Source organism: Streptomyces sp. NPDC001407 (assembly GCF_042895325.1).
Lineage (GTDB): Bacteria > Actinomycetota > Actinomycetes > Streptomycetales > Streptomycetaceae > Streptomyces.
This window is the reverse complement of the sequence record NZ_JBIAWF010000004.1, coordinates 104,420-129,401: the sequence shown is the minus strand read 5'-3', so window position 1 is coordinate 129,401 and position 24,982 is coordinate 104,420. Positions and strand designations below refer to the sequence as shown.

General features: G+C 72.4%; 24 protein-coding genes and 2 pseudogenes. 10 read left to right on the top strand and 16 right to left on the bottom strand.

The genetic code is table 11. The features are described from left to right. Positions 1 to 129: 129 nt before the first annotated feature. On the top strand, positions 130 to 1,002 hold the full coding sequence (locus ACFY1P_RS07955) for a helix-turn-helix domain-containing protein (RefSeq protein ID WP_390750074.1): 873 nt from the start codon (positions 130 to 132) through the stop codon (positions 1,000 to 1,002). Beyond that, positions 1,002 to 1,211, top strand: a complete 210-nt coding sequence (locus ACFY1P_RS07950) for a DUF397 domain-containing protein (RefSeq protein WP_390750073.1) — start codon at positions 1,002 to 1,004, stop codon at positions 1,209 to 1,211. Before ACFY1P_RS07955 ends, ACFY1P_RS07950 begins: the two co-directional genes overlap by 1 nt. A 359-nt stretch (positions 1,212 to 1,570) precedes the next feature. On the opposite strand, the pseudogene ACFY1P_RS07945 reads toward ACFY1P_RS07950, so the two are convergent. Then, positions 1,571 to 2,182: pseudogene (locus ACFY1P_RS07945) on the bottom strand (pyridoxal-phosphate dependent enzyme); the annotation flags it as partial. Positions 2,183 to 2,296: 114 nt separating this feature from the next. Between ACFY1P_RS07945 and ACFY1P_RS07940 the strand changes: the two are divergent. Both ACFY1P_RS07940 and ACFY1P_RS07935 read left to right on the top strand, forming a co-directional pair. Continuing rightward, positions 2,297 to 2,626: a hypothetical protein gene (locus ACFY1P_RS07940; RefSeq protein ID WP_361521029.1), complete on the top strand. Its 330-nt coding sequence runs from the start codon at positions 2,297 to 2,299 to the stop codon at positions 2,624 to 2,626. A gap of 194 nt (positions 2,627 to 2,820) precedes the next feature. Further along, positions 2,821 to 3,381, top strand: a complete 561-nt coding sequence (locus ACFY1P_RS07935) for an ATP-binding protein (protein WP_361521027.1) — start codon at positions 2,821 to 2,823, stop codon at positions 3,379 to 3,381. Positions 3,382 to 3,601: 220 nt separating this feature from the next. Here ACFY1P_RS07935 and ACFY1P_RS07930 read toward each other — a convergent pair whose 3' ends face one another. Together ACFY1P_RS07930 and ACFY1P_RS07925 are read right to left on the bottom strand one after the other, a co-directional pair. Continuing rightward, positions 3,602 to 3,892 (bottom strand): SHOCT domain-containing protein, encoded by a 291-nt coding sequence (locus ACFY1P_RS07930; RefSeq protein WP_361521024.1) that lies wholly within the window; start codon positions 3,890 to 3,892, stop codon positions 3,602 to 3,604. A gap of 173 nt (positions 3,893 to 4,065) precedes the next feature. After that, positions 4,066 to 5,289, bottom strand: coding sequence for an ROK family protein (locus ACFY1P_RS07925; RefSeq protein ID WP_361521021.1), 1,224 nt, complete (start codon positions 5,287 to 5,289; stop codon positions 4,066 to 4,068). 17 nt (positions 5,290 to 5,306) lie between these two features. On the opposite strand from ACFY1P_RS07925, the gene ACFY1P_RS07920 reads away from it, so the two are divergent. Then, positions 5,307 to 6,527 (top strand): MFS transporter, encoded by a 1,221-nt coding sequence (locus ACFY1P_RS07920; protein WP_390750072.1) that lies wholly within the window; start codon positions 5,307 to 5,309, stop codon positions 6,525 to 6,527. Positions 6,528 to 6,643: 116 nt separating this feature from the next. Continuing rightward, a complete protein-coding gene (locus tag ACFY1P_RS07915; RefSeq protein ID WP_390750071.1) occupies positions 6,644 to 7,537 on the top strand; it encodes a DUF2797 domain-containing protein in 894 nt (297 codons plus the stop codon). Positions 7,538 to 7,547: 10 nt separating this feature from the next. On the opposite strand, the gene ACFY1P_RS07910 is transcribed toward ACFY1P_RS07915, so the two are convergent. The 3 genes and pseudogenes from ACFY1P_RS07910 to ACFY1P_RS07900 all read right to left on the bottom strand — a co-directional run bounded on the left by ACFY1P_RS07910 (position 7,548) and on the right by ACFY1P_RS07900 (position 10,338). Next, the gene (locus tag ACFY1P_RS07910; protein ID WP_390750263.1) at positions 7,548 to 8,183 is read right to left on the bottom strand and encodes a response regulator; all 636 of its coding nucleotides are present in this window, start codon (positions 8,181 to 8,183) and stop codon (positions 7,548 to 7,550) included. Positions 8,184 to 8,229: 46 nt separating this feature from the next. Then, a pseudogene (locus ACFY1P_RS07905) lies at positions 8,230 to 9,459 on the bottom strand (sensor histidine kinase). A 147-nt stretch (positions 9,460 to 9,606) separates the two neighbouring features. Further along, entirely contained in the window at positions 9,607 to 10,338 is a 732-nt protein-coding gene (locus tag ACFY1P_RS07900) for a TetR/AcrR family transcriptional regulator (protein WP_390750070.1), read from the bottom strand. A 139-nt stretch (positions 10,339 to 10,477) separates the two neighbouring features. On the opposite strand from ACFY1P_RS07900, the gene ACFY1P_RS07895 reads away from it, so the two are divergent. Next, a complete protein-coding gene (locus tag ACFY1P_RS07895) occupies positions 10,478 to 10,936 on the top strand; it encodes a nitroreductase family deazaflavin-dependent oxidoreductase (protein ID WP_361528411.1) in 459 nt (152 codons plus the stop codon). A gap of 210 nt (positions 10,937 to 11,146) precedes the next feature. On the opposite strand, the gene ACFY1P_RS07890 is transcribed toward ACFY1P_RS07895, so the two are convergent. Further along, a complete protein-coding gene (locus tag ACFY1P_RS07890; RefSeq protein WP_390750069.1) occupies positions 11,147 to 12,394 on the bottom strand; it encodes a geranylgeranyl reductase family protein in 1,248 nt (415 codons plus the stop codon). A 175-nt stretch (positions 12,395 to 12,569) separates the two neighbouring features. Here ACFY1P_RS07890 and ACFY1P_RS07885 point away from each other — a divergent pair, with 175 nt between their 5' ends. Then, on the top strand, positions 12,570 to 13,961 hold the full coding sequence (locus tag ACFY1P_RS07885) for a dipeptidase (protein WP_390750068.1): 1,392 nt from the start codon (positions 12,570 to 12,572) through the stop codon (positions 13,959 to 13,961). Between the two features lie 22 nt (positions 13,962 to 13,983). Here ACFY1P_RS07885 and ACFY1P_RS07880 read toward each other — a convergent pair whose 3' ends face one another. Together ACFY1P_RS07880 and ACFY1P_RS07875 are read right to left on the bottom strand one after the other, a co-directional pair. Beyond that, complete coding sequence (locus tag ACFY1P_RS07880; RefSeq protein ID WP_361528405.1) at positions 13,984 to 15,021, bottom strand: NUDIX domain-containing protein; 1,038 nt, start codon at positions 15,019 to 15,021, stop codon at positions 13,984 to 13,986. A 229-nt stretch (positions 15,022 to 15,250) separates the two neighbouring features. Next, positions 15,251 to 16,216, bottom strand: coding sequence for an ROK family protein (locus tag ACFY1P_RS07875; RefSeq protein WP_390750067.1), 966 nt, complete (start codon positions 16,214 to 16,216; stop codon positions 15,251 to 15,253). Positions 16,217 to 16,406: 190 nt separating this feature from the next. Here ACFY1P_RS07875 and ACFY1P_RS07870 point away from each other — a divergent pair, with 190 nt between their 5' ends. Further along, positions 16,407 to 17,396, top strand: a complete 990-nt coding sequence (locus tag ACFY1P_RS07870) for a LacI family DNA-binding transcriptional regulator (RefSeq protein WP_361528421.1) — start codon at positions 16,407 to 16,409, stop codon at positions 17,394 to 17,396. A 3-nt stretch (positions 17,397 to 17,399) separates the two neighbouring features. Here the strand turns inward: ACFY1P_RS07870 and ACFY1P_RS07865 are convergent, their stop codons facing one another. From ACFY1P_RS07865 to ACFY1P_RS07845, 5 genes are all read right to left on the bottom strand, one after another. Next, complete coding sequence (locus ACFY1P_RS07865; protein WP_390750066.1) at positions 17,400 to 18,674, bottom strand: DUF6986 family protein; 1,275 nt, start codon at positions 18,672 to 18,674, stop codon at positions 17,400 to 17,402. A 162-nt stretch (positions 18,675 to 18,836) separates the two neighbouring features. Further along, the gene (locus tag ACFY1P_RS07860) at positions 18,837 to 19,799 is read right to left on the bottom strand and encodes an electron transfer flavoprotein subunit alpha/FixB family protein (RefSeq protein ID WP_361528399.1); all 963 of its coding nucleotides are present in this window, start codon (positions 19,797 to 19,799) and stop codon (positions 18,837 to 18,839) included. Between the two features lie 117 nt (positions 19,800 to 19,916). Then, a complete protein-coding gene (locus ACFY1P_RS07855) occupies positions 19,917 to 20,702 on the bottom strand; it encodes an electron transfer flavoprotein subunit beta/FixA family protein (protein WP_087924966.1) in 786 nt (261 codons plus the stop codon). Positions 20,703 to 20,891: 189 nt separating this feature from the next. Further along, positions 20,892 to 21,398 carry a flavin reductase family protein gene (locus ACFY1P_RS07850; RefSeq protein ID WP_361528397.1) on the bottom strand — a complete coding sequence of 169 codons (507 nt, stop codon included), beginning with the start codon at positions 21,396 to 21,398 and terminating at the stop codon, positions 20,892 to 20,894. A 205-nt stretch (positions 21,399 to 21,603) separates the two neighbouring features. After that, positions 21,604 to 21,909 carry a thioredoxin family protein gene (locus tag ACFY1P_RS07845; RefSeq protein ID WP_361528419.1) on the bottom strand — a complete coding sequence of 102 codons (306 nt, stop codon included), beginning with the start codon at positions 21,907 to 21,909 and terminating at the stop codon, positions 21,604 to 21,606. A 373-nt stretch (positions 21,910 to 22,282) separates the two neighbouring features. Here ACFY1P_RS07845 and ACFY1P_RS07840 point away from each other — a divergent pair, with 373 nt between their 5' ends. After that, the gene (locus tag ACFY1P_RS07840; protein WP_361528395.1) at positions 22,283 to 23,011 is read left to right on the top strand and encodes a lysophospholipid acyltransferase family protein; all 729 of its coding nucleotides are present in this window, start codon (positions 22,283 to 22,285) and stop codon (positions 23,009 to 23,011) included. A 122-nt stretch (positions 23,012 to 23,133) separates the two neighbouring features. Here the strand turns inward: ACFY1P_RS07840 and ACFY1P_RS07835 are convergent, their stop codons facing one another. Both ACFY1P_RS07835 and ACFY1P_RS07830 read right to left on the bottom strand, forming a co-directional pair. Continuing rightward, on the bottom strand, positions 23,134 to 24,225 hold the full coding sequence (locus ACFY1P_RS07835; protein ID WP_390750065.1) for a threonine aldolase family protein: 1,092 nt from the start codon (positions 24,223 to 24,225) through the stop codon (positions 23,134 to 23,136). Next, a complete protein-coding gene (locus tag ACFY1P_RS07830; RefSeq protein WP_361528417.1) occupies positions 24,204 to 24,965 on the bottom strand; it encodes an SDR family NAD(P)-dependent oxidoreductase in 762 nt (253 codons plus the stop codon). Before ACFY1P_RS07830 ends, ACFY1P_RS07835 begins: the two co-directional genes overlap by 22 nt. Between the last annotated feature and the right edge of the window lie 17 nt (positions 24,966 to 24,982).

Here is a 24,982-nt window from a genome sequence, read left to right as displayed (position 1 = left end):
CTAGACCTCCACCCACAGCCGTGCAAGTGGTTCGTCAGTGCAAGACTTGCATTTTGATCCCTAGGGGGTACTGGCTAGCGTGGGCGACCACCAGGTACGCACACTGGACTCAGACAGTCAGGAGGGGCGATGCCCGCAGGTGGAAGGCCCACAGTGCGATCTCGACGGCTCGGAACAGCACTTCGCCGGTACAGGGAAGCGGCGAGCCTGGACCAGGAGTTCGCCGCCGAGAAGTTGGGCGGCTCCGCAAGTAAGGTAAGCCGCATCGAATCGGGTCAAGTCACCGCGAAACCAGGTGATGTTCACCTTCTCCTCAGTCTGTACGGAGTCAAGGATCAGGCAGTCGTTGACTACCTCGTGCACCTGGCCCGCAACTCCAACAAGCGGGGCTGGTGGATGGATGAGACCCTTCCCAGCGACTTTGCCGAGTACGTCAGTCTTGAGGCGGACGCAAGCCACATCAGGGCCTGGCAGACCTCGTTCATCCCTGGGTTGCTCCAGACCCCGGACTACGTTCGAACACTGGCACAGCAGTCCAGCTTGAACATCTACACCCCGGAGGCCGAAGCGGCTTTCGTCAAGCTTAAGGAGGAGCGCAAGAAGGTAATCAACGAGAACGGAACTCACTTCTCGGCAGTCATTTGGGAACCAGCACTCACGGCTCCGATGCCTTCAGCTACAGTGCATCGAGGACAGCTACATCACATCGCCACGGTTGCCCAACAGCCAAACGTGACAGTTCAGGTGCTGCCACTGGAGGAGTGGAAGGCGTGCCACTACAGCAGCCACTTCGTGATGCTTAGCTTCGGTCCGGAACCTGCGCCCTCGGCCGTGGTAATCGAGAGCGCGACTGGAACCATGCTCCAAGAAGACCCTGAGGGTGTGGCCAAACATGCACACATCTTTGAGGTACTTCGTTCGGCTGCCATGACACCTGATCAGAGCATCAAGTTCATCCAAGATGCAGCAGACAGCATCTCGGAAAATAAGGAAGAAGACTGATGAAGGAACAAGAGATCGTCACCGAGTTCCGCAAGGCCACTGCGTCACAGCCGGGAGCGAATGAATGCGTAGAGGTAGCCGGTACGGCTGACGGTGGACGGGCCATACGGCACTCGAAGGCCCCGGACGGCCCCAAGCTCTTCTACACGAAGGCCGAGTGGGCGGCCTTCTTGGACGGCGCCAAGAAGGGCGAGTTCGACGAGCCGTAAGCCGTTGCGCGCCAACACACATGGGCCCCGCCGCTCCTTGAAGCGGCGGGGCTCCGTCATTTGCTGTACCCCTGTCCCTCTCGGTCCAGTTACTGAACTTACTTAACTAACCGGTCAGCTCCACTCAACCTCAACAGCGATCCTGGAGGGCTTGTCGAGGTCTAACGCCACCTGTGCGGGTCGTCGCTTCGCGGCCTTCGGTTGGGGCTGCGAGGGCTCGACCCGACTCGCCAGGCCGTCTAGCACCTGCCGCAGCACGTCAGGCGACTGTGACTCCGCCCACATCCGAACCTGCTCGTACGAGGCGTCCATTGGGTCTCCTTCCGGCATCCTCGCAGGTCAGAGGAGGATGCATCAGTGTGAATCGACTCGGCGATGTTGTTGTTGCCGCGCCAGTCGGTGGCCCGTTCGGCGTAGGTGAACTGGTCCATGTAGTGACCGCCGGTCTGCGCGGCGAGGGCCGCCGCTTCCTCGTACATCTTGCGCGGATCGTCGACGAAGTGGCAGCGCGCGCCGTGGAATTCGATCAGCCGGCACTTCTCGCGGCTGGTGGTGCGGGGCATGACGGCGATGAATGGAACACCGATGAGCCCGGCGAAGTACGCCTCGGAGACGGCGGTGGAGCCGCTGGACGCCTCGATGACGGGGGCTTCCGGGCGGATCCAGCCGTGGCACAGCCCGTAGAGGAAGAGGGAGCGGGCGAGGCGGTGCTTGAGGCTGCCGGTGGGGTGGGTGGATTCGTCCTTCAGATAGAGGTCGATCCCCCATTCGGGCGGCAGCGGGAAGCGCAGCAGATGGGTGTCGGCGGAGCGGTTCGCGTCGGCCTGCACCTTGCGGACGGCTTCGTTGAGCCAGGCGCGGTGGACGGGATCGCTGCGGTCCACATCGAGGGTGGGGAGGGCGGAACCGGGATCCGCGCCCGTCGCCCCGGGTCGCACGGTGCTGTTCACGGCGCTCCTCACGCGATTCATCCGGGCTCATGCGGAGCACTCGGACGTTTCGATCATAAATGGGCACTGGTGCGTGAGCCCCCTCACAGGCAGACTGCGCACTGGGCACACGATTCAGCCGGGGAGGCGGTTGCCGTGGCGGAGCCGGAGTTCAACGCGACCGGGGTGCGGATCGAGCGTTCCTTGCGCTCTCTCACCCGGGCCGGCCAGGTGAAGATCAAGGACGGCAGGCTCGAGTTGCTGACGAGCTACGGCAGGGAGATCGACAGCGCGCCCGTGGACTCCGTCCAGGCGGGCCGGCCGTGGTTCGCCGCCCGGGACCGGGCGCGGGCGCGGGTGAACGGCACGCGCTACGTCCTGACGCTGGGTGGCCAGGACCCGTCCGCCGAGGAGTCGGGCCCGTCCGCCGTCCGGCGCTTCCTGGAGGCGGTCCGTTCCGCCCGGGGCAGTGACGCGGGGGACTGACGGTCCAGAAGTTGCGCGTGTGCCCGCCAGGGTCGACCCTTGACTCGTACCAGCCTCACTGAGGGTTCATGGTCCGTTACGCTGTGGATCCTCGGCGTCGACCGGGCCGACGACCGCCTCCGCCGGCCCGGACCCAGCGCGTCAGAACGCCTATCTGCATCAGGCTAGCCCTACTTCTTCAGGGAGTCGCAGCCGTGATCAGCCGACCGAACAAGCACTGCACCGTAGAGCTACAGGCTCTCCCGCCGCGGATCGGCCAGGTCCGCAGAATCGTATCCGCGCAATTGCGCTACTGGCATCTGGATCCCCTCATCGACCCGGCCGCGCTCGGCGTCACCGAACTCCTCACCAACGTGCACCAGCACGCGGAACCGGACAAGCGCTGCACGGTCGAGATCGACCTCGTGCTGGACCAACTCACCCTCTCCGTACGCGACCACGACCCCCGCCTGCCGCGCATCGGCAGCGCCGACCCGGCGAGCACCCACGGCCGGGGCCTCGCCCTGATCGCCGCGGTCAGCGCCAGCTGGGGCGTGCAGGAACGTCACGACGGCGGCAAGGTCGTATGGTTCACGCTGCCCGTGCCCGGCACGCCCAGGACCCGGCCGGTGCAGTCGGACCGGACGACGATCGCCTTCGAACAGCCCGTCCTCGAACTGCCCGCGCTCCAGCATCCCGTGCTCCAGGAGCCCGTCTTCGACGAGTCCTTGGTGACGGTCCGGACGGCGCCGCTGCGCGACCGTTCCCCTGTCTGATCCCGCGTTCCCGGTTGCTTGGCAGGGGCGGCCATTCCAGCGGGAGCGGCGCGCGGCACATCCGGGCGCGCCGCCCGCCGGGCGGGGGCCGGGCCCGTACCAGACGGCCCTGCCGAACGCCGCGACCAGGCTCCTGATCGGGCGGTGACGCGCAGCGCACGGGCGCCCGTGCCTCGACGGCGCCGACGGACCCGTGCGGCAGGGGGCGTTCGCGGGGAGGTCACGGCGTACCGTGTTTGCCTCCGGTGCCGAAGTGCTCCTCCAGGACTGACATCCGGCGCCAGTACTCGTCCTCGTCGATGTCTCCGGCGGCGAACCGGCGGCCCAGGACGGCGGTCGGGGAGTTCTCGGCCGCTGCCGGCCGGACGTGCCAGGGGGCACGGCGGCCGCGCCATACGGTGCGGCGCAGCAGGGTGACGGCACTGACCACGACGACGGCCCAGACCAGTGGGAAGAAGAGGATCCAGGGGCCCGGCCCGCCGTCGGCCCAGGGTTGCGCGAGAGTGTTCATGGGGGTTCAGCTCCTCGGTGGTGACGGCTTCTTCACCTCCGAGCCTGCTCGCGCCGGGCGCCCACGTCGTCGTACGGCCGACGGTCGTCCGCCTGCCCCGTGGGGAGTACGCGGAGCGGGCCGCGTACTCCCCCGGTGTGTTTTCGGCCCTCTACGCGCGTGCGCGCGCGTGTTCAGCCGAGGGCGGCCAGGGGGTCGTCCAGTACGGGCTGCCAGGCCGCTTCCGCCGCGCCGATGAGGCTGTTGTGGTCGAGGGTGCAGGGCAGGATGGGCACGCTGCCGCTGCGGCCCCACAGGCTGCGGTCGGCGACGACGGCGCGGAGCCTGTCGGGGTCGGCCTCGAGCAGGTCGCGGTGGAGTCCCCCGAGGATGACGCGGTCGGGGTTGAGGATGTTGACCAGTCCGGCGAGGCCGAGGCCGAGCCGGTCGATGATGAGTTCGGCGGCGCCCCGTACGGACGGGTCGGCGTACTCCGTGCGGAGCAGGTCGCGGGACTGCTGGAGCTGGGAGACCTCGGGTCCGGGCGCGCGGCCGGCCGCGGTGAGGAAGGCGAGCGGGTCCGCCTCGACGTCGAGGCAGCCGCGGCTGCCGCAGTGGCAGGGCAGGCCCACGGGGTTGACGGTGAGGTGCCCCACCTCCAGGGCGAGGCCCGAACTGCCGGTGTGCGGCCGCCCGTCGAGCACGAGCGCGCCGCCCACACCCCGGTGTCCGGTGGCGACGCACAGCAGGTCCTTGGCGCCGCGCCCGGCCCCGTGGCGGTGTTCGGCGAGGGCGGCGAGGTTGACGTCGTTGCCGGTGACACCGGCGGCGGGGCCGGTTCCGGCGCCGGGGATCCCCGCCTTGGCGAGTGCCTCGGAGAAGAGGTCGCGGACAGGTGCGCCGGCGGGCCAGGACAGGTGCAGCGGGTTGAGTGCCGTGCCCTCCGGTTCGGCGACGGCCGAGGGGACGGCGAGTCCGGCGCCGAGACAGCGGCGGCCGGTCTCGCGCAGCAGTCCGGCACCGGCCTCGACGACGGCGTCGATGATGTGCGACGGATCCGCGGGCACGGTCATGCAGCCGGGCGCGGTGGCGATCATCCGGCCGCCGAGCCCGACGAGGGCGGCCCGGAAGCCGTCGGCGTGGATCTGCGCGGCGAGGACGACGGGCCCGTCGGGAGCCACGGCGAGCCGGTGCGAGGGCCGCCCCTGGGACCCCGCGGCCGCGCCGGGCCGCGCGTCGACCTCGATCAGGCCGAGGGCCTCCAGCTCGGCGGCCACGGCCCCGGCGGTCGCGCGGGTCACGCCGAGCTCGGCGGTGAGCACGGCGCGGGTGGGGGCACGGCCGGTGTGGACGAGCTCCAGGGCCGGGCCGAGGGCTCCACGGCCCCGTTCCAAACGTGTTGTCCGAGTCTGGGTCACGCCCCTATTCTGACTTTGTGCCGACGCTGAACAAAATACGGACCGCCATTCGGGGCCCTCAGGACCCGATACCCGTCGACCCTGCCCTGCGCAGCCTCCGTACCGCCCTGACCCTCTTCTTCGCCCTCGACGGCCTGCTCTTCGCGGGCTGGGTCGTCCGCATCCCCGCCATCAAGGAGCAGACCGGCGCCTCCGCGGGCGCCCTCGGACTGGCCCTGCTCGGGGTCTCCGCCGGCGCGGTCGCCACCATGACCGTGACCGGCCGGCTGTGTCACAAGTTCGGCAGCCATCCGGTGACGGTCGCCGCCGGGGTGCTCATGTCCCTGGGCATCGCCCTGCCGCCGCTCACCCACTCGGCACTCGCCCTCGGGCTGGTGCTCCTCGTCTTCGGCGCAGCCTACGGCGGCATCAACGTCGCCATGAACAGCGCGGCCGTCGACCTCGTCGCGGCGCTGCGCAGGCCCGTGATGCCCAGCTTCCACGCCGCGTTCAGCCTCGGCGGGATGCTGGGCGCGGGGCTCGGCGGGCTGGTCGCGGGGCACCTGTCCGCCACCAGCCACCTGCTGCTCCTGACCGTGGTCGGACTGGCCATCAGCGCCGTGGCGGGCCGCGCGCTCCTCGCCCACCCGGCGCCGCGCCCCGAGCCCCGCACCCCGGCCGCCACGACCGGCTCCGGCAGCGGAAAGGGGCGCCGACTGGTCGTCGTCTTCGGGCTGATCGCGCTGTGCGACGCCTACGGCGAGGGCGCGCTCGCGGACTGGGGCGCGCTCCATCTCCACCAGGACCTCGGCGCCCGGGCGGGCCTCGCGGCCGTCGGCTACTCCGTCTTCGCGCTCACCATGACCCTGGGGCGCCTGACGGGCACCGTGCTCCTCGAACGCCTGGGGCAGACCAGGACGTTGGTCGCGGGCGGCACGGCCGCCGCCGTCGGTATGCTGCTCGGTTCGCTGGCGCCGACGGTCTGGGCCGCCCTGCTGGGCTTCGCCGTCACCGGGTTCGGCCTCGCCAACATCTTCCCGGTCGCCATCGGCCGGGCCGGGGAACTCGCCGGCCCCGGCGGGGTGGCCACCGCCTCCACGTTCGGCTACGGCGGCATGCTGCTCGGCCCTCCGGCGATCGGCTTCCTCGCCGAGACCTGGTCGCTGCCGGTCGCCCTGACCACGGTCGCCGCGCTCGCGGCGATGGCGGCGGCGATCGCGTACGGGACGCGGAACGTGGTGCGCGCCGCCGCACGGTGACCCGAGGCGTTGTCAGTGGTCGCTGACACAATCCGAAGGAGAGGCGGCCGGGAAGCCGGACGGGGCGGCGTCGAGGGGCGGCGCGGGCCGTCCGGGAGGCGAAAGGCGGGGTGGAGATGAGCGGGACGCGGGAAGAGTGGCGGTGCGCCGGGCTGCGCTGGGCACCGTCCGGGCCGTCGCTGGCCTGGCTGCACCCGGCCCACGGAATGCGCTCCTCTCCCCTGCCTGCGGGACGGCCGCTGGCGTTCACGACCGGCGATGCGCGGCGGTGCGTGGGAGTGCGCAGGGGCACCCGGCACATTCCGTGCCCGACGGATGCCGAGGTGCCCGCGGCGGCGGTCTCGGCACAGTGTCCCGACTGCGCGCGGCTGGACCGCTCGCACTCCGTGGCCGCCGACACCGCCGTCGACGACCCCCGGGCGTACGACGTCTACCTGGCGTGGTTCGGCCCCCATGTGATCAAGGTCGGGATCACGGCCGCCGAGCGCGAAGGGGTCCGGCTGCTCGAACAGGCCGCGCTGTCCTACGCGCTGCTCGGGCGTGGTCCGTTGATGGCCGCCCGCCGGGCGGAGGCCGTGCTGGGCGCGGCGCTCGCGGTCCCGGACCGCTTTCCGTACGCGGCCAAGCGGGCCGCCCGCCATCCGGTGCCGCCCCGCGAGCAGCGGGTGGCGGAGCTGGCCGCGCTGCACGAGCGGGCCCGCGGACTGGGCACCTTGCCGGAGTCCCTGACCGTCCGGGCCTTCGCGCCGGTGCACCACGACGAGGTGTTCCGTCTCGACCGCATCGGGCCGGGCCATCGCCTGGCGGAGCTGGCCGCGGGGCGCACGCTGGCGGGCGAGGTGACCGCCGTGGCGGGTCCGGATGTGTATCTGGAAACGGCGGGCGGACCGGCGCTGCTGGTGGACGCCCGGCAGCTGGCGGGCTGGCCGCTGCTGGCGGCGGCTCCGGGGGCGAGGACGACGGTGTCCGCGCGCATACCGGAGCCGGCCGGTCCGCAGTCGCTCTTCTGACGCCCTCGCGTCAGCCCAGCCAGCCGGGGCGGATCAGGCCGGATTCATAGGCGAGGACGACCAGTTGGGCCCGGTCCCGCGCCCCGAGCTTGACCATGGCGCGGCTGACGTGTGTCTTGGCGGTCAGGGGGCTGACGACGAGACGGCGGGCGATCTCGTCGTTGGACAGCCCGATTCCGACGAGTGTCATCACCTCGCGTTCACGGTCCGTCAGCTCCGAGAGGGCACCGGCGGCAGCCGGTTCCTTGGAGCGGGCGGCGAATTCGGCGATGAGGCGGCGCGTGACGCCCGGCGAGAGCAGCGCGTCACCGGCGACCACGGCCCTCACGGCGCGCAGGAGTTCGTCGGGTTCGGTGTCCTTCACGAGAAAGCCGGAGGCACCGGAGCGGATGGCCTCGAAGACGTATTCGTCCAGCTCGAAGGTGGTCAGCATGATGACCTTCACGTCCGCCAGCTGCGGGTCCCCGGTGATCCGGCGGGTGGCGGCGAGCCCGTCGAGCACGGGCATCCGAATGTCCATCAGGACGGTGTCGGGACGCAGTTCGCGGACCAGCGCCAGGGCCTGCCGGCCGTCCGACGCCTCACCGACGACGGTGATGTCGGGCTGCGCGTCCAGCAGGGCGCGGAAGCCGGCGCGTACGAGCAGCTGGTCGTCGGCGACAGGACGCGGATGGGGCGGGCTCCTCGGTCGCTCACGGCTTCTCCTGGGGCGGGGTGGCGAGGGGCAGTCGGACGCTGACGGGGAAGCCGCCGTCGGGCCGGGGGCCCGCCTCGACCGTACCGCCGAGGGCCGCGGCCCGTTCCCGCATGCCGACCAGTCCCTTACCGCTGCTGGGGAGCGCGGCCCCGGTGGCGGGGCCGTCGTCGTCGACGCGCAGCAGGAGCGTGTCGGCGCGGTAGGCCAGCAGCACCCGGGCCGTGCGGGAGCCGGAGTGGCGGACGATGTTGGTGAGGGCTTCCTGGACGATCCGGAAGGCGGCGAGATCGGCGCCGGGTGGCAGGGCGATGCGTGGGCCCTCGACGGCGATGTCCACGGCGAGCCCGGCGCCTGACGCCTGCTCGGCCAGCTCGGGCAGGCGGTCGAGGCCGGGAGCGGGCGAGCGGGGCGCGTCGCCGGGGGTGCGCAGGGTGTCGAGGACCTGGCGGACCTCGCCGGGCGCCTCCTTGCTGGCGGCCTTGATGGTGCTGAGCGCCGTGCGGGCCTGTTCGGGGTGCTCGTCGAGCAGGGCGAGCCCGACGCCGGCCTGGACGTTGATGACGGAGATGCTGTGGGCGAGCACGTCGTGCAGCTCGCGGGCGATGCGCAGCCGCTCCTCGTCGGCGCGGCGGCGGGCGGCGGGCGGCGGCGGCCCGCTCGACGCGGTCGCGGACCCACTGCTCGCGCCGCAGCCGGACCAGTTCGGATCCGACGAGGACGGCTACGGCCCAGGCGGTGGGCGCCCACTCCTCGTTCCAGGCGGCCGGCCCGTCGCCGCCGGGCGGCAGCCGGCGGTAGAGCCAGTGGGCGACGAGGAGATGGCCTGCCCACAGCAGGCCGACCGCACACCACGCGGCGCGGCGGTGTCCGGCGACGATCGCGGTGAAGCAGGCGATGACAGCTCTGAGGAAGACGGGACTGTAGGGGTAGCCGCCGCCGAGATAGAGCAGGGTGACGACGCACGTGCCGAAGACGGCGACGCGGGGGTGGCGGTGGCGGATCAGCAGGAAGGCGGGGCCCGCGGCGAGCAGGACCCTCGCGAAGGAGTCGAGCGGCACCCGGCGGGCTGGTCCAGGGCCGCGTAGTGCCCGCCGACCTGCTGGAACACCGCGACAGCGAGGGTGGACGGCCAGGGCAGGCGGCGCTTCGAGCGGGCGAACCAGCGCTCCCAGGGCGGTCCCCCGCCGCGCTCCCGCGCCCACGGCGCCCGTCCTTCACTGCGCATGCGGCCAAGCTAAGCGCTCCGCTGGAAGTGCGGTCCGGTCGCTGCGGGCCGGTGGGGGCTGGTCGCGCAGTTCCCCCGCCCCTTACGGGGCGCGGTACCGCACTGCACTTCGACAAGACCGCTTAGTCGGCGCCGGGGCGGGCGGCGTCAGCCGCGCGTGGTGGCCGCATCTACTTCCTGGGGAGTAGTGAGCCCCACCTGGTGGGCCAGGCCGCGGACGGCGTGCGCGAAGAACGCGTCCCGGGCCTCGACGACCTGGTCGAACTGGCCGAAGAGCTCGAAGCCGATCAGCCCGAAGAGCTGGGCCCAGGCAGCGACGAGCGCGGCCGTCGCCGGCGCGGGGAGCCCCGGGGCGAACTCCGCGGCCAGCCGCTCGACGTCGGTGTGCACGGTGCGGGGCAGCGGGTCCACGGGCGGAGTGACGAGCCTGCCGTCGGCGTGGGCCTCGCGGGCGATGGAGAGCAAGGCGAGCGCGACCCGGCCGGCGGGCTCGACGGTGGTCAGGGGGGCGGTGTAGCCGGGGACGGGCGAGCCGTAGATCAGCGCGTATTCGTGCGGGTGGGCGAGGGCCCAGGTGCGGACGGCCCGGCAGACGGCGGTCCAGCGGGCGGTCGGGTCGTCGCTGTCGACGGCGGCGAGCGCGGTCTCGGCGGCGGTGCCCACCGCGTTGTACGCGTCGACGATGAGGGCGGTCAGCAGGTCGTCGCGGCTGGGGAAGTAGCGGTAGAGCGCGGAGGAGACCATGCCGAGCTCGCGGGCGACGGCGCGCAGGGACAGCTTGGCCGCGCCGTCCCGCGCGAGCTGGAGGCGCGCTTCGTCCTTGATGGCGGCGGTGATTTCGCTGCGGGCCCGCTCTCTGGCCCCTCGGATCGCACTCATGAGGCCCAGTCTGCCAGCCGGCGGAAGCAACAGCCAGAAACGAGAGCAGCGCTCTTGCGCCGATGCGAGAAAGCGCGCACACTGATCTCAGGCGAGAGCACCGCTCTCTCATCGGAAACCGGAAACTCGGGGGTGTCCCATGGCGCACTACATCAAGCCCGGACGGCTGGAAGCGCGGCTCGTCCACGGCACGATCGGCTGGCTGGCGCGGCGAGGTCTGAGCCTGGCGGGAACGGCGGAGCTGTCGGTGCGAGGGCGCAGCAGCGGCGAGTGGCGGCCGGTCCCGGTCAATCCGCTCGACGCGGAGGGAGGCCGCTTCCTGGTGTCCGCGCGCGGCGACGGGCAGTGGGTGCGCAATCTCCGGGCCGCGGGCGGCGGGCGGCTGCGCCTCGGGCGCCAGACCATGTCCTTCACCGCCGTGGAGGTGCCGGACGAGGAGAAAGTCCCGCTGCTGCGGGCCTATTTGAGCCGCTGGGGCTGGGAAGTGGGCCGGTTCTTCGACGGGGTGACGGCGAAGTCCCCCGACGAGGAACTGCGGCGGATCGCCTCGCGGCACCCGGTCTTCCGGATATCGACGACGCCGGGCGCGGCCGCGTAGGGGTGGGGCCGGGCATGCGGGGCCGACCGCGCCGGGGCGAGGAGCGATGTTCGGGGCGCTGCGGAGGGGGTGCGAGCCCTGGGCTCGGACGAGGGCGGCCCGCGTTCACCCCTCCGGAACGGGCTGTCCGCTCCCCGCCCTTCAAGCCTCCCCACCGTCGCCGGGCGGGCCGGGCCGCCGATATCCCGGCCCGGCTCACACCCTGGGACCTCAGCGGGCGTTCGCGGCCTCGGCGCGGTCCACCGAGGACAGGACGCGGCGGGCCGCCGGGTGCGTCCGTACGATCTCGGCGAGCGTGGTCGTGCCGCGCGTGATCTTCGCGAACGCGTGCCATGCCGGGCGGAAGCCCGTGACGGCGGCGTGGATGAGGCCGGGGCGCCGCTTGTAGAGGCCGAGCATCCGGCGCCCGACCCCCATCTCCACGCCCAGGCCCGCCTTGATGGCGAAGGCGTAGTTGAGCGCCTGGCGTCGGGCGTCGACCGCGTCCTGCGCCTCACCGATGCGCACGGCCCACTCCCCCGCCAGGCGGCCCGAGCGCAGGGCGAAGGAGATGCCCTCGCGGGTCCAGGGCTCCAGCAGTCCGGCCGCGTCACCGCACACGATCACCCGGCCACGGGAGAGCGGCGAGTCGTCCGAGCGGCAGCGGGTGAGGTGTCCGGAGGAGATGCTCGGCTCGAAACCCGCCAGGCCGAGACGGGCGATGAAGTCCTCCAGATAGCGCTTGGTGCCCGAGCCGTCGCCCCGCTCCGAGATCACGCCCACCGTCAGGGTGTCGCCCTTGGGGAAGACCCAGCCGTAACTGCCGGGAATCGGACCCCAGTCGATGAGCACCCGGCCCGCCCAGTCCTCGGCGACCGTCGGGGGCACCGGGATCTCGGCCTCCAGGCCGAGGTCGACCTGCTCGAGCTTGACCCCGACATGGGCCCCTATCCGCCCCGCGCTGCCGTCGGCACCGACGACCGCGCGGGCCAGGACGGTCTGTCCGTCGCCGAGCACGACGGCGACGGTGCGCCGGTCGGGCACCGCCGGGCCGTGCTGCTCGACGCGGGAGACGGTCACGCCCGTGCGCACCTCGGCGCCCGCGCGCTGCGCGGCCTCGACGAGGCCCGCGTCGAACTCGGGCCGGTTGATGAGTCCGAAGAGCATCCGCTTGGAACGGCGGGTGCGCGAGAGCTTCCCGTTCAAGGAGAAGGTGACAGCATGCACACGCTCGCGCAGCAGCAGTTCGAAGCCCGGCGGCAGCGCGTCACGCGAGGGGCCGATGATGCCTCCGCCGCAGGTCTTGTAGCGCGGCAGTTCGGCTTTCTCCAGGAGCAGGACGCGCCGGCCCGCGGAAGCGGCCGCATGGGCCGCGGAGGCCCCCGCGGGCCCCGCGCCCACCACTACGACGTCCCACACCGGCTCCTGGCCCTCGGCCGCGTCCCGCCCCGCGTCCTGGGCTGCGTTGTCGCTGCTCACCTGTGCTGTTACTCCCGCTCGATCACCGGTTACGGCTACCGCCCGCATCCTACGGCCCGCCGCTGGTCCGCCCCGCGCCGGGAAGGCCGCGGGCACGGCGCCGGGCGGCCATGGGAGGATCGGCAGCGCAATCGCCTGTATGTACGGATAACGCCGTGCCCCCAAGGAGCGTTCCATGGAGCAGCCCTCGCCCCGTCAGCCCCAGCCGGACCCGGCCGCGCTGGCGGCGACCGTCGCCTCACTCCAGTCCCGTGCCAGGGCCGAGCTGGCCGAGCTGGTGGCCTTCAAGTCGGTCGCGGACGAGGCGCAGTTCCCGCGCAGCGAGTGCGAGGGCGCGGCGAACTGGGTGGCCGACGCCCTGCGCGCCGAGGGCCTGGAGGATGTGGCCCTCCTCGACACCCCCGACGGCACGCAGTCCGTCTACGGCTGTCTGCCGGGCCCGGTGGGCGCGCCCGTCGTGCTGCTCTACGCGCACTACGACGTGCAGCCGCCGCTGGACGAGGACGCCTGGCTCTCGCCGCCGTTCGAGCTGACCGAGCGCGACGGGCGCTGGTACGGGCGCGGTGCCGCGGACTGCAAGGGCGGTGTGGTCATGCACCTCACCGCGCTGCGGGCGCTGAAGGCGCACGGCGGTGTCCCGGTCACGGTGAAGGTGATCGTCGAGGGCTCGGAGGAGCAGGTCACCGGCGGCCTGGAGCGGTACGCGGAGGCGCACCCGGAGCTGCTGGCCGCCGACGCCATCGTCATCGGCGACGCGGGCAATTTCCGGGTGGGCCTGCCGACCGTCACGGCGACGCTGCGCGGCATGTCGAACCTGGTGGTCCAGGTGGACACGCTGGAGGGCAATCTGCACTCCGGCCAGTTCGGCGGGGCGGCGCCGGACGCGCTGGCGGCACTGATCCGGATCCTGGACTCGCTGCGCGCCGAGGACGGCTCGACGGTCATCAACGGCCTGGACGCACAGGCACGCTGGGAGGGGCTGCAGTATCCGGAGGAGGACTTCCGCAAGGACGCCAAGGTCCTCGACGGGGTGCGGCTGATCGGTTCCGGCACGGTGGCCGACCGGATCTGGGCGCGCCCGGCCGTCACGGTCCTGGGCATCGACTGCCCGCCGGTGATCGGCGCCACGTCGTCCGTCCAGGCGAGCGCCCGGGCCACGGTGAGCCTGCGGGTGCCGCCGGGCACGGACGAGGCGGTGGCCGCGAAGCTGCTGACCGCCCATCTGGTCGCGGCCGCGCCGTGGGGGGTGCGGGTCTCGGTGGAGCAGGTCGGCCAGGGCCAGCCGTTCCGTGCCGACACCGACAGCCCGGCGTACGCGTCGATGGCCGAGGCGATGCGTATCGCCTACCCCGGCGAGGAGATGCAGATCTCCGGCATGGGCGGTTCGATCCCGCTGTGCAACACCCTCACCTCCCTCTATCCGGAGGCGGAGATGCTGCTGATCGGGCTGAGCGAGCCCGACGCCCAGATCCACGCGGTGAACGAGAGCGTCTCCCCCGAGGAGCTGGAGCGGCTCTCCCTGGCCGAGGCCCTCTTCCTCGTCAACTACGCGGCCGGCAACCGCTGACGCCACGGCGGCCCGCGGGCCGTCAGCCGACCGGGACGCCCGCTTCGAGATTGAGCGGGCGTCCCTGTTCGCGGGCGCGCAGCGCCCAGCGGAGTCTGCTCAGCCGCACGGGCGGCAGCAGGGCCGCCGCCTCGCTCTCGGTGACGAAGCGCCAGCCGCGCAGTTCGGAGCCGGGCAGCAGGAGCCGGTGCGCCTCGGCCTCCGTCAGCCGCCCTCCGTCGAAGAGGAACCGCAGCCCGCCGTAGCCGGGCGGCTTGGGCGGCTCCCAGTCGATGACCAGCAGGCGTGGCACCTCGGAGAGTTCGATGCCGATCTCCTCGGTCACCTCGCGCATTCCGGCCCGGGCGGGCGCCTCGCCGGGCTCGACCACCCCACCGGGGAACTCCCAGCCCGGTTTGTAGGTGGGGTCGACGAGGAGCACGCGGTCCTCCTCGTCGAAGAGCAGGACGCCGGCGGCGAGCGTCTCGGCCGTGGGTTCCGGGGTCTGGACGATGGCGCAGGCGCCTGCGGTGCCGGTGCGTACGGCCTCGGCGACCTGCTCGGCGACCTCACGCGGTGTCAGGCCGCCGGTGTCCACGGCGAAGGCGTCGGTATGGAGCCAGGGCAGCGCCGCGTGGTAGGGGGCGATGTGGTCCAGCGCCCAGCGCCGGACGCTCTCGCTGCGCTCGGGATCGTCCTCGAACTCCTCACGGTTCGCGATACGCGTCCGCAGTATCGTTTCGTCAACCGTCAGCAGCACATGCCGGACAGGGATGCGACGGGAGGCGAGGGCGCCGAAGATCTCGTCCCGGTAGTCCTGCCGGAGCAGGGTCATGGGCACCACGAGCACCCCGCCGACCTCGGCGAGCAGGGCCGCGGCGGCGTCGGCGACCAGGCGCCGCCAGATCGGCAGGTCCTGGTAGTCGCCGACCTCGCCCATCCTCTTCGGCGGCACCAGGTGATGCAGGGCCGCGCCGATCACTTCAGGGTCGTAGAGGGTGCTGCCGGGGATCAGCTCGGTCAGCTCTCGCGCCGTGCTGGTCTTCCCCGTACTGAACGCGCCGTTCAGCCAGACGATCACGGTTCCCCCTTCTCCGTAGACCCCTGTGGAGTGCCCGCAACACCTTGCCACGGAAACGCGTGCGAGCGGCATGGCGCGCCGCCCGTTCACCCATCGGCCGGTGAAGGCCTGATTCCACCCGTCGCGCCCCGTCCCTGACGGCCAACTCGGCCGCCGGTGCACGCTCCCTGCCCCTCACCGGACCGCTTCCGGCGCATACCCCCGCGCCCGGCTTCCACCCCCGCGGGGGTCAGCGTGACGACGGCGGCGCCCAGAGCCGCAGTTCCCGCGCCGCGGCGGATGCCGCGCCGACCAGCCCCGCGTCGGAGCCGAGCCTGGCCGGCAGCACCTCGACCCCCGACGCGAACGACAGCGTCGCGTAGTCCCGCAGGCGCTCGCGGAGCGGGCCGAAGAGGATCTCCCCCGCACCGGCGACACCGCCGCCTATGACGGCCACCTCGATCTCGACCAGGGTGGCGGTCGCCGCAATGCCCGCGGCCAGGGCCTGCGCGGCGCGTTCGAAGGAGGCGAGGGCCGCCGCGTCCCCGGCGCGGGCGGCCGCCGCGACGGCGGCCGCGCTCCGGTCGCCGCCCGGGGCCGGACGCCAGCCCGTGTCGAGCGCGCGGCGGGCGATGTTGGGTCCGCTCGCGATGCGTTCCACACAGCCGCGCGCGCCGCAGGGGCAGGCGTCACCGTCGAGGTCGACACTGATGTGTCCGATGTGGCCGGCATTGCCCGTGGGCCCGGTGTGGAGACGGCCGTCGAGGACCAGCCCGCCGCCGACGCCCGTGGACACGACCATGCACAGGGCGTTGGCGCGGCCGCGGGCGGCACCTTGCCAGTGTTCGGCCGCGGTCATGGCGACGCCGTCGCCCACCAGCACCACCGGCAGTCCGCCCGCCCGCTCCCGCACCTCGGTGACCAGCGGGAAGGCGCGCCAGGCCGGGACGTTGACCGGGCTGACCGTGCCGCGGGAGGCGTCGACGGGACCCGCGCTGCCGATGCCCACCGCCACGACCCGCGGCCACCCGGGGGCGCGTACGAGCTCGTCGAGCACCTCCGCCACGGCGCCCATCACCGTCGTCGCGTCCTCCCCCGCGGGCGTCGGCCGCTGGGCGCGGACGAGCAGACGTCCGTGGTCGTCCACCAACGCTCCCGCGATCTTGGTGCCGCCGATGTCGAGAGCCGCGACGAGGCCGGAGCTGTCGGTGTGCATTTGGTGCGGTATCTCCTGATCCACGGGCGCCGAAAGGATGTGCGGCCGCCAGTCTCCCCAGAGTTGACAACGTTGTCCAGGCTCTATGCTCGACGTCACCCCCACGCATCGACGCCCGCCGTGACACGCAAAGGAACGAGCCATCGTGGCCCAGACCAGTCCGCAGTACCGCTACGGCAACCGCCCGACCATGAAGGACGTGGCGGCGCGCGCGGGGGTGGGCCTCAAGACCGTCTCGCGGGTCGTGAACGGCGAGCCGGGCGTCACCCCGGACACCGAACAGCGCGTGCGGGACGCGATCACCGCGCTCGGCTTCCGCCGCAACGACAGCGCCCGCATCCTCCGCAAAGGCCGCACGGCGTCCATCGGGCTGGTCCTCGAGGATCTCGCCGACCCCTTCTACGCGCCGCTCAACCGCGCCGTCGAGGAGGTGGCCCGCGCCCATGGGGCCCTGCTCATCAACGGTTCCAGCGCCGAGGACCCCGAGCGCGAGCGGGAGTTGGCGCTGGCCTTCTGCGCCCGCCGCGTCGACGGCCTGATCGTCATCCCGGCGGGCGACGACCACCGCTATCTGGAACCCGAGATAGCCGCCGGCATCGCCACCGTCTTCGTGGACCGGCCGGCCGGGCGGACGGCCGCCGACGTCGTGCTCTCCGACAGCTTCGGCGGCGCCCGCGACGGCGTCGCCCACCTCATCGCACACGGCCACCGGCGCATCGGCTTCATCGGCGACCAGGCGCACATCCACACCGCCGCCGAGCGGCTGCGCGGCTACCGCGCCGCCATGCGGGACGCCGGACTGCCCGTGGACGAGCGGTGGGTCTCGCTCGGCCCCACCGCTCCCGAGCGCGTCCGGGCCGAGGCGGAGGCCATGCTGGCCGGACCGCGGCCGGTGACGGCCCTGTTCGCGGGCAACAACCGCGTGACGGTGACGGCCGTGCGCGTCATCGCCGCGGCGGCCCGCCCGGTCGCCCTCGTCGGCTTCGACGACTTCGAGCTCGCCGACCTCCTCTCGCCCGCCGTCACCGTCGTCGCCCAGGACGCGGCGCGGCTCGGACGCACCGCGGCGGAGCGGCTGTTCCGGCGGCTGGACGGAGTGGCGGAAACCCCACAGCGGGTGGAGCTCCCCACCCGGCTGATCGTGCGCGGCTCCGGCGAACTCCCGCCCGCCGGAGGCTGACCGCTATCCCGCCCGGCCCGCAAGCCGGTCGAGGTCCGCGCGGGTCAGCCCGGTCGGGCCGGTGACCTCGGCGCCGTCGATCGCCCCGCAGTCCAGCCCCCGCAGCAGATAGCCGCTGAGCGCCCTGGCCGTCGCGGGTTCGTCCAGTACGGCACCGCCCGCACTCCGCATGTATGCGGTCAGCCGGGCCGCCGCCTGGTCAAGTCCCTCACGGTAGAAGGCATACACCGCCGCGTAGCGAGTCGGCAGATGCCCCGGATGCATGTCCCAGCCCTGGTAGTACGCACGCTCCAGCGCTCGCCGTACGAGGCCGTGGTGCAGCCGCCAGGCGTCGTGCACCTGCCGCGCCGGGCCGACGGGCAGGACGTTCGTCGAACCGTCGGAGAGGCGCACCCCGGTACCGGCGGCCGCGACCTGCATGACGGCCTTGGCGTGGTCGGCCGCCGGGTGGTCAGGCGACTGCTGTGCCGCGCCCACCCCGCAGGAGGCGCTGTAGTCGAAGGTCCCGTAGTGCAGTGAGGTCGCGCGGCCCCCGGCGGCATCGATCATCCGGGCGACGGTCGCCCGGCCGTCGGCGCCCAGGATCGCCTGGGTGGTCTCGATCTGGATCTCGAAGCGGATCCGCCCGGGGGCGAGGCCCCGCGCCTTCTCGAACTCCTCGGCCAGCCGGACCATCGCCGTGACCTGCTCGGCATAGGTGACCTTGGGGAGGGTGAGCACCAGACCGGCGGGCAGCCCGCCCGCCTCCATCAGTCCGGTGAGGAAGATGTCGAGCGTGCGGATGCCGCGGTCGCGCACGGCGGCTTCCATGCACTTCATGCGGATGCCCATGTACGGGGCCGCCGTGCCGTTCTCGTACGCCTGCGCCACCAGCCGCGCGGCCCGCGCGGCGGCCGCGTCCTCCTCGGCATCGGGGCGCGGCCCGTAGCCGTCCTCGAAGTCGATGCGCAGGTCCTCCACGGGCTCGCGCTCCAGCTTGGCGCGCACGCGCTCGTACACGGGCCGGGCGAGGCCGTCGGGTATCCCGAGGACGGCGGCGAACGCCGCGGCGTCGGGGGCGTGGGAGTCGAGAGCCGCGAGCGCCTTCGCGCCCCAGGAGCGCACGGTGTCGGCGGCGAAGACGTCGGCGGGGACATAGACGGTGTGCACGGGCTGGCGAGTGCCCGGGTCGCCGGGATAGCGGCGCGCGAGATCGGCGTCGACATCGGCGAGGGAGGCGCCTATGCGTTCCTTCAGCGCCTCGTCGAAGGTTGTCACGACCGTCCGGTGCTGCCCCATGCGCCACCCTCCGAGTTTCCACTGACCGGAATTCCCTGTCCGTACAGCGAAGTTAACGACGGCTCAGGGTCAAGGTCAACAGGTCCGGCCCGGCAGGCACGGCGCCGAGACGCCGGGAGGCCCCGTACGCGTGGGCGTACGGGGCCTCCCGGGCGGACGGGGTCAGCCCTTGCGGGACGTGACCTCGGCGGTGAGCTGCGGGACGACCTCGAAGAGGTCGCCGACCACGCCGTAGTCGACCAGGTCGAAGATCGGGGCCTCCGCGTCCTTGTTGATGGCGACGATCGTCTTCGAGGTCTGCATGCCGGCCCGGTGCTGGATCGCGCCGGAGATGCCCGCCGCGATGTACAGCTGCGGCGAGACCGACTTGCCGGTCTGGCCGACCTGGTTGGTGTGCGGGTACCAGCCGGCGTCGACGGCGGCGCGCGAGGCGCCGACGGCCGCGCCGAGCGAGTCGGCCAGGCCCTCGATCAGCGAGAAGTTCTCGGCGCCGTTGACACCGCGGCCACCGGAGACCACGATCGCGGCCTCGGTCAGCTCGGGGCGGCCGGTCGACTCGCGCGGGGTGCGGGAGACGACCTTGGTGCCGGTCGACTTCTCGCCGAAGGAGACGGCCAGCTGCTCGACCGTACCGGCGGCAGCGGCGGCCTCCGGGGCGGCGGAGTTGGGCTTGACGGTGATGACCGGCGTGCCCTTGGTGACGCGGGACTTGGTGGAGTACGAGGCCGCGAAGACGGACTGCGTGGCCACCGGGCCCTCGGCGCCGGCCTCCAGGTCGACGGCGTCGGTGATGATGCCCGAGCCGATGCGGACCGCGAGGCGGGCCGCGATCTCCTTGCCCTCCGCGGAGGACGGGACGAGCACGGCGACCGGGGAGACGGCCTTGTACGCGGCCTCCAGGGCGTCGACCTTGGGCGCGACGAGGTAGTCGGCGAACTCGGACGCGTCGGCCGTGAGGACCTTCACCGCGCCGTACTCGCCGAGCGTCTGCGCGGCGGCCTCGGCACCGGCACCCAGGTGCACGGCGACGGGCTCGCCGAGGCGGCGCGCGAGGGTGAGCAGTTCGAGGGTGGGCTTGCGGACGGCACCGTCCACGTGGTCGACGTAGACGAGAACTTCAGCCATGGGATGGGACTCCTGCGCAGAAATGGGGCGGATGACGGTTCGTGCGGACTGACAAAAGCTCAGCCGCGGTGGGGACCGGGAGCCCTCGCGGACACGCCGCGGGGCCCGGATCCGCCGCTAGATGAACTTCTGGCCCGCGAGGAACTCGGCGAGCTGCTTGCCGCCCTCGCCCTCGTCCTTGACCACGGTGCCGGCCGTGCGGGCCGGGCGCTCGTTGGCCTCGTCGACCTTGGTCCAGGCGCCTTCGAGACCGACCTCTTCCGCCTCGAGGCCGAGGTCGGACAGGTCCAGGGACTCCACCGGCTTCTTCTTGGCGGCCATGATGCCCTTGAAGGACGGGTAACGGGCCTCGCCGGACTGGTCGGTGACGGACACGACGGCCGGGAGGGAGGCCTCCAGCTGCTCGCTCGCGGCGTCGCCGTCACGGCGGCCGGTCACCTTGCCGTCGGCCACGGCGACCTCGGACAGCAGGGTCACCTGCGGCACGCCCAGGCGCTCGGCGAGCATGGCCGGGACCACGCCCATGCCACCGTCGGTGGACGCCATGCCGGAGATGACCAGGTCGTAGCCCACGTGCTCGACGGCCTTGGCCAGCACCAGCGACGTGCCGAGCGCGTCGGTGCCGTGCAGGTCGTCGTCCTCGACGTGGACGGCCTTGTGGGCGCCCATGGACAGCGCCTTGCGCAGCGCGTCCTTGGCGTCCTCGGGACCCACGGTCAGCACGGTGATCTCGGCGTCGTCCGCCTCGTCGGCGATCTGCAGCGCCTGCTCGACCGCGTACTCGTCGAGCTCCGAGAGCAGGCCGTCCACGTCGTCACGGTCGACGGTCAGGTCTTCGGCGAAGTGCCGGTCGCCGGTGGCGTCGGGCACGTACTTCACACAGACAACGATCCTCAAGCTCACGCCGGCTCTCCTACTGCATCGTCTCTTCGTAGCTGCCTTGTGCAGGCAGCATAGGCGCCTTGTGGGGCGCATTCCGGTCGGACCTGGCAACGCCCCGAACGGAATGTTACTCGTCAGTACACCCAGGGCGTTCCACGAATGCAAGGCGCGTCGGCTGTGATCTGGCCAACGCGGCGAACCAGGGACGTATCAGTCCCGCAGACCGTTGAAGCGCCCCTGGTGGTAGAGCAGCGGGCGGCCCGCCCCCTCGGGGTCGCCGGTTACGACCTCCGCGAGCACCAGGCGGTGGTCACCGGCGGGCACCCGGGCGACCACCCGGCACACCAGCCAGGCCAGGACGCCGTCGAGCAGCGGCACGCCCTCGGGACCCGTCCGCCAGCTGGTGGGGGGCGCGAAGCGGTCGGCGCCGCTGCGCGCGAAGGTGCCGGCCAGCTCCTGCTGGTGCTCGCCGAGTATGTGGACACCGATGTGTTCGGCCTCGGCCAGCACGGGCCAGCTGGAGGAACCAGTGCCGACACCGAAGGAGACGAGCGGGGGTTCGGCGGCGACGGAGGTGAGCGAGGTCGCGGTGAAGCCGACCGGATGGGTGCCGTGCGCGGTGATCACGGCGACGCCGGAGGCGTGCCGGCGGAACACGGAGCGCAGCAGTTCTGGGTTGGCGAGGCGGGGCGTGCCGAGTCCGGGCGTGGCCGTCATCGATCTGTCCTTCTGGTGGAGGTCCAACCGGGAGCTGTACGGTCTCGGGTGCTCATCGCTCCGGACAGCGCGCGCCGGCCGTCCGTAGCAGATCGACGTACGCGCGTCCGTGGAGAAGCAGTCCAGGCCACATAACGTCACATTGACGATCATGCATGTACACCGTCAAGTGCGGCCGGGGATATGGGAGATGGATCACGGTGCATCACACCAGGGCGCCGAGCGCCGCGATGACATCGGCCTTGCGGGGCTGCCCCGCGGCCCGGCGCCTGACGCGGCCGGAGGCGTCGAGGACGAGCACGGTGGGAGTCGCGCTGACGCCGAGGGCCCGGACGAGCTCCAGTCTCGCCTCGGCGTCGATCTCCACGTGCGCGACGCCCTCGACCATGGCGGCGACCTCCGCCAGGGTCCGTCTGGTCGCCCGGCACGGCTGGCAGAAGGCGCTGGAGAACTGCACGAGGGTGGCCCGCTCCCCCAGCTGTGCACCGAGCTCGGCGGCCTCCAGCCGCATCACTTCGTCCGGTACCGGCACGCTCGCCCCTCCACAGTCGTACGCGTCCGCGGGGCCGCCGTGGCCCCGTGGTCTTCCCACGGTTGCAGCGCCGCCGGGGCCGCGGAAATTTCCCCTCACGCCCTCGGATGCGCCCCCGTCCGGCGCTCGCGGGGGTCTGCCCGGTTCTGTCCAGGGTGCGCGGTGTACCTTCGGCAGTACCGGACGATGTCCCGCGCCGCGGGCCGACGTGACGAGAATCTCCTGGCCCCCGGGGCACCCCCGCTGGTCCACGGGCCGGGCGATCAGGCACGATCGGCCGGGAGCCGAGAACCTACGGCCGCGTAACTTCAGCCGGGAGCACCCTCCCCAGGCCCAGAAGGATTTCCCCGATATGGCAGAACTCGTCTACCCCCCGGTGATCGGTGTCGCCCGCTCCATGTTCAAGGCGCTCGATCTGCGCTTCGACATCCAGGGCACCGAGCACGTGCCGCAGCGCGGCGGGGCGGTGCTGGTGAGCAACCACATCGGCTATCTCGACTTCATCTTCTGCGGGCTGGCCGCCCGGCCCGCCAAGCGGCTGGTGCGGTTCATGGCCAAGGAGTCCGTCTTCCGGCACAAGGTGTCGGGGCCGCTGATGCGCGCGATGAAGCACATCCCCGTGGACCGCGCGGCCGGCATGGACGCCTACAAGCACGCGCTGTCCGCGCTGCGCTCGGGCGAGATCATCGGTGTCTTCCCGGAGGCGACGATCTCCCAGTCGTTCACGCTGAAGAACTTCAAGTCGGGCGCGGCCCGGCTCGCCCAGGAGGCGGGCGTGCCGCTGCTGCCGATGGCGCTGTGGGGCACCCAGCGGCTGTGGACCAAGGGGCACAAGCGGGACCTGGGCCGCAACCACATCCCGATCACCATGCGGGTGGGCGAGCCGATGGCCGCCGATCCGGCCGAGCACGCGGACACCGTCACGGAGCGGGTGCGGGGCCGCGTCCAGGAGCTGCTGGAGGCGGCCCAGCGGGCCTATCCGGTCCGTCCCAAGGGTCCGGACGACACCTGGTGGGTCCCGGCCCACCTCGGCGGCACGGCACCGACCCCGGCGGAGGCCGCTGCCTTGGACCGGCGCTGAGACGTTTCCCCGGCGGGCGGCCTGGCACCACCAGGCCGCCCGCCGGGACGCGTGGACCGTGATGACACACCGGCCGCAATGTCGATGACATTGCGGCCGGACGCGTTCTCAGGCGCGAGTGTCTACTTCTGCTTGCCCATCTCCGCCGCGAGCGTCGCCACGAAGGCGTCCACGTCGGCTTCGGTGGTGTCGAAGGAGCACATCCAGCGGACGTCGCCGGCCGCCTCGTCCCAGAAGTAGAAGCGGTAGCTCTTCTGGAGACGCTCGCTCACGTCGTGCGGCAGCCGGGCGAAGACGGCGTTGGACTGCACCGGGTGCAGGACCTCCACGCCCTCGACGGCCCGTACGCCCTCGGCCAGGCGCGCGGCCATGGCGTTGGCGTGCGAGGCGCTGCGCAGCCACAGGTCACCGGCGAGCAGTGCCTCGAACTGGGCCGAGACGAAACGCATCTTGGAGGCCAGCTGCATGGACAGCTTGCGCAGGTGCTTCATGGCCCGCACCGCGCCCGGGTTCAGCACGACGACGCACTCGCCGAACAGCATCCCGTTCTTGGTGCCGCCGAAGGACAGCAGGTCCACACCGGCGTCGGTCGTGAAGGCCCGCAGCGGAACGCCGAGCGTGGCCGCGGCGTTGGCGATGCGGGCGCCGTCGAGGTGGACCCTCATGCCCCGCTCATGGGCGTGGTCGCAGATCTCCCGGATCTCCTCCGGCGCGTAGCAGGTGCCGAGTTCGGTGGTCTGGGCGATCGAGACGATCTGCGGCTGCGCCCGGTGCTCGTCGTCCCAGCCGTACGCCTCCCGGTCGATGAGCTCGGGGGTGAGCTTGCCGTGCTCGGTCGGCACGGTCAGCAGCTTGAGCCCGCCGACGCGCTCGGGCGCCCCGCCCTCGTCCACGTGGATGTGCGCCGTGTCGGCGCAGATCACCGCGCCCCACCGCTCGGTGGCCGCCTGGAGGGCGACCACGTTGGCACCGGTGCCGTTGAAGACCGGGAACGCCTCGGCCGTGGGGCCGAAGTGACCGCGCATCACTTCCTGGAGGTGCGCGGTGTAGACGTCCTCGCCGTAGGCGATCTGGTGGCCGCCGTTGGCGAGGGCGAGGGCCGCGAGGATCTCGGGGTGCGCGCCCGCGTAGTTGTCGCTGGCGAAGCCGCGCGAGGCAGGGTCGTGCCGCCGTATGGCGTCGGTCGGCGCGGTCACGGTTGCGGAGTCAGCCACAGACGGGTTCCGTTCACTTCTCGGGCAGGCTTCCCCCAGACGCCGACGATGGCCTCGGCCAGGTCCTTGACGTCCGTGAAACCCGCGAATTTCGCGTTCGGGCGCTCGGCGCGCATGGCGTCGTGCACCAGGGCCTTGACCACCAGGATGGCAGCGGCCGCCTTGGGGTCGCCGTCGCCCCCCGCCTTGCGGAAGGAGTCGGCGAGCGCGAGCGTCCAGGCCTCGGCGGCGGCCTTGGAGGCGGAGTACGCGGCATTGCCCGCGGTGGGCTTGGAGGCACCGGCGGCGCTGACGAGCAGATAGCGGCCGTTGCCGCTGCGCTGGAGCGGGGCCTCGAAGGCGAGCGAGGTGTGCTGCACGGTACGGATGAGGAGCTTTTCCAGCAGCTCCCAGTCCGCGAGGTCGGTCTCGGCGAACGTAGCCGAGCCGCGCCAGCCGCCCACCAGGTGCACCAGGCCGTCGATCCGGCCGAATTCCTTCTCGGTGCGGTCGACCCAGTTGCGGGTCGCCTCCAGGTCGAGCAGGTCCACGATGTCGCCGGTGACCGTGGCGCCCCCGTGGGCGTAGCGGGCGGCGTCGACGGCCTCGGCGAGCCGGGCGGCGTCCGCGTCGGAGGCGACGACGGTCGCCCCGGCCTCGGCCAGCCGCAGCAGCGTCGCGCGCCCGGCCGGTCCGGCCGCGCCCGCCACCGCCACGACCGCGCCGTCCAGTCGGCCGTCGCCGTTCGTCGTTGTGCTCATGATCGTCGCCTCCGTCT